The sequence below is a fragment of the Paenibacillus sp. sgz302191 genome, assembly GCF_057749925.1.
Genome location: NZ_JBYLHY010000066.1, coordinates 1 through 9,251 on the forward strand (window position 1 = coordinate 1; position 9,251 = coordinate 9,251).

12 protein-coding genes are annotated in these 9,251 nt (G+C 48.8%); all 12 read left to right on the forward strand.

The window, feature by feature from the left end; all coding sequences use genetic code 11:
- On the forward strand, positions 1-268 hold a 268-nt coding region (locus tag AC3G2T_RS38400), incomplete at its 5' end, for a phage tail terminator family protein (RefSeq protein WP_488438774.1).
- Positions 265-462 (forward strand): hypothetical protein, encoded by a 198-nt coding sequence (locus tag AC3G2T_RS38405; protein ID WP_488438775.1) that lies wholly within the window; start codon positions 265-267, stop codon positions 460-462. The genes AC3G2T_RS38400 and AC3G2T_RS38405, both read left to right, overlap by 4 nt.
- Entirely contained in the window at positions 463-1,776 is a 1,314-nt protein-coding gene (locus AC3G2T_RS38410; RefSeq protein WP_488438776.1) for a phage tail sheath family protein, read from the forward strand.
- Positions 1,777-2,241, forward strand: coding sequence for a phage tail tube protein (locus AC3G2T_RS38415; RefSeq protein WP_488438777.1), 465 nt, complete (start codon positions 1,777-1,779; stop codon positions 2,239-2,241).
- A 22-nt stretch (positions 2,242-2,263) separates the two neighbouring features.
- Positions 2,264-2,686 (forward strand): phage tail assembly chaperone, encoded by a 423-nt coding sequence (locus tag AC3G2T_RS38420; protein WP_488438778.1) that lies wholly within the window; start codon positions 2,264-2,266, stop codon positions 2,684-2,686.
- A gap of 257 nt (positions 2,687-2,943) precedes the next feature.
- The gene (locus tag AC3G2T_RS38425; protein WP_488438779.1) at positions 2,944-3,690 is read left to right on the forward strand and encodes a stalk domain-containing protein; all 747 of its coding nucleotides are present in this window, start codon (positions 2,944-2,946) and stop codon (positions 3,688-3,690) included.
- Between the two features lie 63 nt (positions 3,691-3,753).
- Positions 3,754-6,258, forward strand: coding sequence for a phage tail family protein (locus AC3G2T_RS38430; RefSeq protein ID WP_488438780.1), 2,505 nt, complete (start codon positions 3,754-3,756; stop codon positions 6,256-6,258).
- On the forward strand, positions 6,255-7,004 hold the full coding sequence (locus tag AC3G2T_RS38435) for a LysM peptidoglycan-binding domain-containing protein (protein WP_488438781.1): 750 nt from the start codon (positions 6,255-6,257) through the stop codon (positions 7,002-7,004). Before AC3G2T_RS38430 ends, AC3G2T_RS38435 begins: the two co-directional genes overlap by 4 nt.
- Before the next feature lie 9 nt (positions 7,005-7,013).
- Complete coding sequence (locus AC3G2T_RS38440; protein WP_488438782.1) at positions 7,014-7,979, forward strand: XkdQ/YqbQ family protein; 966 nt, start codon at positions 7,014-7,016, stop codon at positions 7,977-7,979.
- 8 nt (positions 7,980-7,987) lie between these two features.
- On the forward strand, positions 7,988-8,290 hold the full coding sequence (locus AC3G2T_RS38445; RefSeq protein ID WP_488438783.1) for a DUF2577 domain-containing protein: 303 nt from the start codon (positions 7,988-7,990) through the stop codon (positions 8,288-8,290).
- Between the two features lie 2 nt (positions 8,291-8,292).
- A complete protein-coding gene (locus AC3G2T_RS38450; RefSeq protein ID WP_488438784.1) occupies positions 8,293-8,691 on the forward strand; it encodes a DUF2634 domain-containing protein in 399 nt (132 codons plus the stop codon).
- The coding region (locus tag AC3G2T_RS38455) for a baseplate J/gp47 family protein (protein ID WP_488438785.1) at positions 8,684-9,251 on the forward strand (568 nt) is incomplete at its 3' end. The genes AC3G2T_RS38450 and AC3G2T_RS38455, both read left to right, overlap by 8 nt.

Genomic DNA, 9,251 nt, shown 5'->3' on the forward strand with positions numbered 1-9,251 from the left:
GTACCGGCGAGCGCTGCTTTTCAACATTCATTTCTTCCCCGATCCTGACAGCCTGACAAAAAAAGCTGATTGCAAGGCAATGGGGGAGCGGCTTTATGAGGCTCTGGAATACATCGAAGTGAACGGGCGGCTTAAGCGGGCCCGTGATATGAAATATGAAGTCGTTGAAGATGTGCTTCATTTCTTTGTCAGCTTCGATATTCACCTGATAAAAGAAAGGCCCGAAGGAATCAAGATGCAAAAACTGAAACAGGAGGTTCACCTATGACCAAATCAAAGCCAGAAGAGGCGCAGGAAGCCGCGCAGGAGCCTGTTTACACCAAAGAGCAGTTCCTTAGTTCTAGTAGATTTACAGACGCTCAAAAGGACGTTCTGGACGCGTTGCTGCTGGATGGCGAAAGCTATACCAATCAGCAAGTCATTGATATAATCAATAAATTTTTGAAAAGTGAGGTGCGATAGATGGCCGGAGGAACATGGACCACGCAAAACAAGGTTAGACCAGGCGTGTACACAAATTTTGTGAGCAACGCCACGCTGGGAACGTTGGGCGACAGGGGCGTCGCGACAATGGCGCTCTCGCTGTCCTGGGGTGCAGTCAAGCAAGTGCTGACGATCAATGCAGGGGACAATGTGAAATCGCTGCTCGGGTACGATATCACAGATTCCAAACTGCTGCTGCTCCGGGAAATGTTGAAACGGGCGGGAAGGGTGCTGCTATACCGACTCAATGCCGGGACAAAGGCGGCCGTCGCGGTTGGAACACTGACCGCGACGGCCAAATACGGCGGCGTGCGGGGAAACGACCTCAAAATCATCATCCAAGCCAACATTGATGATGCGACCAAGTTCGACGTGAAGACGCTGCTTGCCGGCGTTGAAATGGATTCCCAGACCGTCACAAACATCGCGGGGCTTGTAGCCAACGACTGGATTGTTTGGAGCGGCACAGGCTCATTGACAACAACAGCCGGCGCACCGCTGATCAACGGGGCAGATGGTACAGTCGTGAACGCCGACCATTCGGACTATCTTTCCGCCATTGAGGTATACGACTTCCAAACAATCGCGCTGCCGTCCCCTGATGCGACGTTGAAATCGTTGTATGTATCTTTCGTGAAGCGGTTAAGGGATAACGAAGGGAAGAAGATACAGGCCGTTGTGGAAAACTTCCCTTCGGCAAACTTCGAAGGTGTGATCAGTGTCAAAAACGGCGTGGTGCTCTCTGACGGCACAGCGCTTACGGCAGCTCAAGCAACGGCATGGGTGGCCGGGGCGACGGCAGCGGCACAGGTCAACAAGGCGCTGACATATCAAGCCTATGACGATGCCGTCGATACAAGCCCGCGGTATACCAATTCGCAGACGGAAGCCGCCCTGCTTGCCGGCGAATTGGTCTTTACTCTCAACCAATCCCGGGCGATTGTTGAGCAGGATATCAATACTTTCACGGCATTCACGCCGGAGAAAGCGAAAGCTTTCAGAAAGAACCGAGTAATCCGTGTCCTAGACGCTATTGCGAACGACCTGAAAAAGACCTTCGATAGCTTTTATGTCGGAAAAACCGACAACAACGGCGATGGTCGGAACTTGCTTAAAAACGAATATGTGAAATACTTTGAGAATTTGCAAGGAATTGGAGCTGTGCAAAACTTCGATTCTCAAACGGATATATCCATTCAGATGGGCGATGAGACGGATAGTATTTACGTGGAATATGGCGTGCAACCAGTAGATTCCATCGAGAAAATTTATTCGAAAGCGCGGGTGAAGTAAATGGCATTTCTACACGCCAATGATGCAATTTCCGGCCAAGAGGCCCGGGCGTTTGCGACGATCAACGGCCAAGTCGAGGAAATGTTCTACGCGAAAAAGTTCGAGGCCAAGCTTAAGAAAACAAAAAAAGGAATCAAGACGCTCGGCAAGCGCGGGACGCAGCAAAAGGCAAACGGGTTCGAGGGTACCGGCACCATGACCATTTACTATGTAACGTCGCGCTTCCGTCAACTCATGCTGGAATACACAAAAAACGGCAAGGATACCTATTTCGATATCCAAGTCACAAACGAAGACCCGAGCTCCACGATTGGGAAGCAGACGACCGTCGTTAAAAACGTGAACCTGGACGAGATCGTCATCGCTTCTTTCGATGTGGAAGCCGAATTTCTGGAAGAAGAGATTTCTTTCACCTTCGATGATTGGGATATCACTGACCAATTTGGAAAACCAATTTTAGGCTAAGAGCCCCGGGAGGAAAATGAGAATGAGTAATTTGAGCGCATTTTTTGCACAGAATGTAGATACAAACACAACAGTTGATTTTGTTGTCTCCGAACGTTTTAAGGGTGCTTCCGGCAAACCGGTACCTTGGCAGCTCCGGGCTATTACTGAGGATGAAAACGATGCAATTCGGAAATCCTCTACGAAGAAGGCGAAGGGAAAAGGCGGGCAGCCGATTAGTGAAATCGATCAAGCTGAATATATCGCCAAGCTTGTATCCTCCAGCGTTGTCTTCCCGGACCTGAAAGACGCGGAGCTTCAAAAATCGTACGGCGTATTGGGGGCAGAAAGCTTGCTGCGGAAGATGCTTCTTTCCGGCGAATATGCGAACCTGATGTTGAAGGTGCAGGAAATCAACGGCTTTGACAAGGACATTAACGACCTGGTAGAAGAAGCAAAGGACTGATTTTGGGGGGCGATGGTGAGGCAAACCTTGCCTACTACGCTCTCCATGAACTTCATATTTTGCCGCATGATTTGTCCAGGATGCCAGCACGAGAAAAAGCTTTTATTTTTGCCGCGATCAGCGTGCGGATCAATCAAGAAAAGAAAGAAAGAGGCAAAATGAAAAGTTAGTCTTTCTCCCTAATATGCGTGGAAAATGGTTCCAATGTTTGCTATTATGAACCTATTAGTCACAAATTGAAGGGAGAGAGAATAATCTTGAAAAAATTCGTTGCCGGAATCATCGTTGGTGCAAGCATTGCAACTGCCGGATCCGTTTTCGCAGCCGAAGTAAAGCAGTACATTTTGACGGCCGTAGGTTATCCAGTAGTAGTCAATGGCACAGAGTATAAAGACGCAGCAAACCCAATTTTGAACTACGAAGGCAGTACATACATACCGCTTGCAAAGATTGGAGACTTGACGGGAGTAAAGTACAAATGGAATGACTCCTTGAAGCAAGTTGAGATCAGCACAAACGGCACAGCTACAACTACGACCACAACTGAAACGCCACAATTAACTCCTAAGCCAGGGTCGCTTTTTCCTGAAACCGAGACTGTGAAGCCAAAGGGACTTGTTGAGGAGAACGGGGAAAAAGTTTTTTATGCTTACGATAAGAATGGGGTTTATACAGGCAGGTATACAGACGAGAGTAGCACGGCATTAATTCTTGCGAGAATTGAGCGACGTAGCGAGTTACCTCCAACGATTTCGGAGGGATGGTTGGGGGCCGGCGTATTGAAGGATATGTACGGCGATGTAAAGCGTGATGGCGATGATTACATTATCAGGTCGGCTGGAACTACAATGAAACAAGAAGAATTCTTCCGGTTTTCTTTCCCAAAAGGCTTTTTTGATAAAGAAAACGGTGAAACAACAGTTAATGGAATTAAAATCAAATTGTACTATAACCTTCTTTATTTTAATATAGCTGACTTACAAAAAGCCGGCATAGTCCAATAATTACTAAGCGTCCCAGAAGGGGCGCTTTTTCTATATAAAAAATATCGAAAGGAGGAATTTAATGTGGCGACTGTGGGCGCGAGCCTCAAGCTTTTTGATCAATTTTCAGCGACTCTCTCAAGCGCGGTGACAGGTATGCAATCCGTAATCACTACCGCTGAAAGGCTGAAACGTGAGCTGCAAAGCACGATTTCTCTCAACATCGATATGACCGGGGCGTTATCTCACATTGAGACAGTGAAAGAGCGCATTCGAACAATGGGTTCCAGCGCAATTGATGTGGTCATCAATTCAGCCGATGTGATGACAAAGATAACAGAAATACAGAACCATATCCGAACGGGACTTGCGGGAGCTATCCCCATTCATATTGATGCTGCCAGCGCTCGGGCTCAATTGACTGCCCTCATGCACTCGCTGGGCAGTTCGGGAGCATTGCGCATTCAAGTGGACTTCCCTGACGCTGCGGCGCTACATGCACGGTGGATGGCACTTGTGGGCGGGCTCGGGGCAACCGGGCTCATCATTCATGTACGCCTGGACACAGCAAGGGTGATCACTCAGGCCTACTCCCTTCGTTCCCGCATAGCAAGCATACTCGGTACGATTGTGGCAGATATAGAATTGAATTTGCCGCCAGCCCTGACTTCATTTCTATCAGAATTGAATCGGCTCGTTCGGGAACTTATTGCCGCGGTCACGAGGCTGGAAGCGTTGCTGAATGGCCGCGGTGGTGGCGGTGGTGGCCCCGGAGGTGGCGGGGGCGGCAGTGGCGGACTTCTGGGGCATTTGAAGGGTATCGCGGCCGCATATCTTTCCATCGAAGCTGCTAAGAAACTCGCGGAAAGCACAATCGGGGCCGGTATGGAGCAGCAAAAAATGCAAGACATGTTCAAGGCCCGGACCGGCAACGATGCTGTAGGCGCGGCCATGTTCGAGAAGTTCAAGAAGGATGCACTCAAGGCGGGAATGGACGTGAACGAGTCATTGAAAGCGTCGCTGTCCTTCTTCTCCACGACTCAGAACACAGACCAGTTGACGAAACTGAACAACCTCACGCAGCGGCTGAACGCATTCGACAGCGCCGGGAACGGCATGGAGGGCGCGGCCTTTGCACTCAAAGAAGCCATGTCGGGGGATATCGTCTCCTTGGCAGAGCGCTTCAACATGAGCAAATCCGACATCCGTCGCTTCAAGATCGACGAATTAGGGAAATCAGGGGATATGAATGGCTTTATCAAGGCGTTCGACCAACTGCTGGAAAGCCAGAAGATGGGGCAAGGGGCATTCGAGAAGATGCTTGCCAGTCCGGCGAAGCAAGCGGAGATTTTGAAAAACAACCTCAAGTCCGGCCTTGCTGACGCGGGGCAAGGTGCGGTCGCTGCACTTCTCCCTCTGATCCGGCTGCTCAATTCTGCTTTCCAAAGCGGAAAATTCCAGTCGTTTCTAACTGGACTCGGTACAGGGCTGCGTGTAGTGACAATGATCGTTGTCGGCTTGGTACAAGCGGCGTTGTGGTTTGCTGATGCCATCCAAACGAACTGGCCGATCATTAGCTCGGTACTGGCGGCGATAGGCGTTGCTTTGGCCGCGGTGCTCTTGCCGAAGCTCTGGGCAATGATTCCGCCGCTTTGGGCAGCTATTCCGCCCTTGATAGCGCAGGCGGCAGCTTGGGTGGCTGTCAACTGGCCGATCCTGCTTGTTGCTGCAGCAGTAGGACTTTTCATTTTCATTTTGCAAAAATGCGGTGTCACAGCCGACCAGGTTGTCGGGTTCGTTGCCGGGCTGTTCATGGTCCTTGTTGGTACGATTTGGAATCAAGTCGCGGTTCTATGGAACACAATCGCGAGTTTCGCAGAGTTTTTTCTCAATGTTTTTATCGATCCAGTTTATTCTGTGAAAAAACTTTTTTACGACTTAGCGAAAAATTTTGGTGGTTACACAATAAACATGCTAAAAAGTGCCGAAGATTTCGCCGGCAATTTCCAAAAATCAATCTTGGAGGCCGTGAACGGAGCATTGAAAGGACTCAACTGGCTCAGCGACAAAATCAAAGAAATGACCGGTATTGATTTGGGCAAGGTCGATCTTTTCAATGCCGATAACATCAACGCCATGAGTGACAGACTCCAAGGACTCTTAGATGAGTTGAAAGAACCAGTCAGCGACAAAAATGTATTTCATACAGACCGGATGAACCAAAAGAATCTGAAAAATGAGTTTAACTATGGGTTCAACTCCGGGTCTAATCTCATAAAAAGCTTGTCATTCTCGTTACCGGGTGCAGACCAATCCGTGCTTGATCAATGGAATCAGAACACGAATATCAACAAAGTCAACGAAGTCGGGAGCATCGGGGATACCGTCGATATTTCCAGTGAGGACCTAAAGGTTATGAGGGACCTCGCAGAAATGAAAAGCATTCAGAACTTTGTGACGCTTACGCCGACTGTCCAAACCGGAGAAATCAACATCTATGACCAAACCGATGTGAATGAAATCATTAGGCGGATTGAGGTTTCTATGGAGTACGAAATTGCGAATTCAGCGGAGGGATTGTTTAGATGACGGGGACTAAAATCTATTTCAGTTTTAATAATCAAGCGGAAGTTTTCCAAATACCAGTGAATCCGGAATCCATTGAAGTGCAAGAGAGCGGCAACGGGAAAACATACGATATTGTTGGTAGAGGGGGCGGAAACGAGGAAACGCGGGCCGGAGAGATAAATGTTATCAAAAGCCCGAAACTAAAAGAAGTAACGTTCAGCAGTATTTTTCCAGCTCAGTATTACCCTTTTGTCATTACAGAGGTTCTTTACGAACCGATGCATTATATCAATCTGATTCGTAAATGGATGGCGACAAAGCATCCGATTCGATTCATGTATTTAGGCAGGTATTATCAGACACTCAATTCACAGAATATTGATGGTTCCGATATCAATATGCCTGCCTCCATAGAAAAGTTCACTTGGAAAGAAGTTGCGGGATCGCCAGGGGACATTGAATACAGCATCACGCTCAAGGAGTATGTTTTCTATTCTGCCCGGAGAGTGATTGTGAAAACCGATGCGGACGGGAACGCTGTAACCGTTGTGCAGCCTCCACGACGGCCAGATGAGCGAATCAGGCCAGACACATACACCTTAAAAGAGGGGGATACCCTGCTGCGGGTTGCTATGAAGTTCTATACTGACGCAGCCGGATATCCCGATAGCTCCCGGCACAAAGACATACAAAAGCTCAACAACCTGACGGATGCAGATACGAAAAAGCTGGCAGCAGGAATGATTATCAAACTTCCAACATATTGAGGTGATACGATGCTGATAGTGGAGATCGACAACAAAGACGGTTACATGTGGGAAATTCCTGTATCCGAGGTAAAGTTCACAACGAGCCGCATCGGAAAAGCCTCCAGGCTGGAGGTGACGATGTTAAAAGGCGGATTCTATGAGGCCAAAGAATTCAAGGTAAACCCGGGCGATATCATTCGGGTCCGCTTGGATGATTCGCCGGTGTTCTACGGGTATATTTTCACCATCGATAGCGGGCGGGATGAGGCTGTCAAAATCACTGCATACGATCAACTCCGCTACTTGATGGCAAACGACACATACGTTTTCAAAGACGTTACGGCCAGCGAAATCATCCAAAAAATCGCAGGGGATTTTCGTCTAAAAGTTGGCCAGATTGCAGACACCGCATACAAGATTCCGTCTATGTTGGAAGACGGCAGCAAGCTTATGGACATTATTGGTAACGCGCTTGATCGAACAATGATTGCAACAGGGCGCATTTTTGTTTTTTACGACGATTTCGGGGAGCTACGGCTCCGGGATTTCGAGGGCTGGAAACTCGATCTTTCTTTGGGCGACACGAGCTTGGTCTATGACTACAAGTTCAAACGCTCCATTGATACCGACACGTATAATCGTGTTAAGATCGTGCGGGATAACAAAGAGGAAAAGAAGCGGGACGCATTTGTCTATGAAGACAGCGTGAGCATAGCGAAATGGGGCAAACTCCAATATTACGAGAAAGTAAATGAAAAGTTGAATAAAGCGCAGATTGAACAGGCTGCCAATAATTTGATGCAATTGAAGAACCGAGAAATGAGGACATTTACCATTGACGCCATTGGTGATATCCGGGTTCGAGCCGGTTGCAGCGTCTCGATCAATATTGAAGAAATGAATACAAACAATTATTTTCTCGTTGAAGAATGCGTTCATAATTTCGAGGGAGATGAACATACGATGACGCTAGAATTGAAGGCTTACGGATGAGTGATTCTGTGAGCGTATCTAAGTTGCTCCGACTCTTTAAACAGGCCAGCATAGGGGCTGTAGAATCCGGCTCGCCCGTAGCTATCTTATATGGTTCGGTAATAAATACAAGTCCTCTTGAGGTGACCGTTGATCAGCGGCTGACGCTCGATGAGGACTTTTTGATTGTGCCGGAGCAGCTAACGCCGTATTCGGTTGTCGTTGGAACGCAAACAGTCGTAATCCGCCGCGGGCTTCAAGCCGGCGACTCTGTGCTGCTCCTTCGGATGCAGGGCGGCCAACAGTTTGTAATTTTAGATAGGGTGGTGTGAGCATGATTCCGCAAGGAGGTATAGGTAATTCTCAACTGAGTCAAACGCAGCAAACAAGCCGGACATACCGCATTGATTTCGAAAACAAGCGCATTGTGGGCGACGCGGACGGGCTCGACGCCATTAAGCAGGCTGTCTATAAAATTCTTCAAACACAGCGATTCGAACACAACATCTACGGCCCGGATTATGGTAGCGAGCTGGACGCGGCGCCGGGAAAAGACAACTCATATATACAATCTGAGTTGGGCAGAAGGATTTCGGACGCGCTGCTGCAGGATGACCGGATCCGATCCGTTGAGGACATGAAGATCACTATCGACGGCGATTCTGCTTATGCTGAATTCACTGTAATATCGCAGTATGGAAACTTTCGTTCAGGGGTGAATGTAAATGTATGAGACGCAGAGCTATGGGACGATCCTGCAGCGCATGCTGGATCGCGTAACCGCAGCCGTGGATAAGCGCCCGGGGAGCGTGATCTACGATGCATTAGCACCGGCAGCGCGTGAGCTTGCACAGATGTACGAGGAAATGGATAAATCCACGGATCTATCCTTTGCCGATACTGCGACAGGCGAATACCTGACGCGCCGGACCGCTGAATTCGGAGTCAACCGTGAGCCGGCTACGCAAGCAATTCGAAAAGGCCGGTTCTACGCGAATGCGAATGCTCCGTTCGATATCCCAATCGGGACGAGGTATTCAATAGGCAGCGTGAATTTTGTTGCCACGAAACGAATATTAGCCGGCCAGTTCGAATTGCAGTGCGAAGTGGCGGGGGCGGTCGGTAATCAAAATTTTGGCACACTGCTGCCGATTGACTTCGTTGCGGGCCTTGTACGTGCGGAGCTGGCGGACGTGCTTGTTCCAGGGGAAGATATTGAAACGGACGATTCGCTTAGGAAACGATACTTTGCAGCGCTAAATGAGCAGCCATTTGGCGGCAATGTGGCCGACT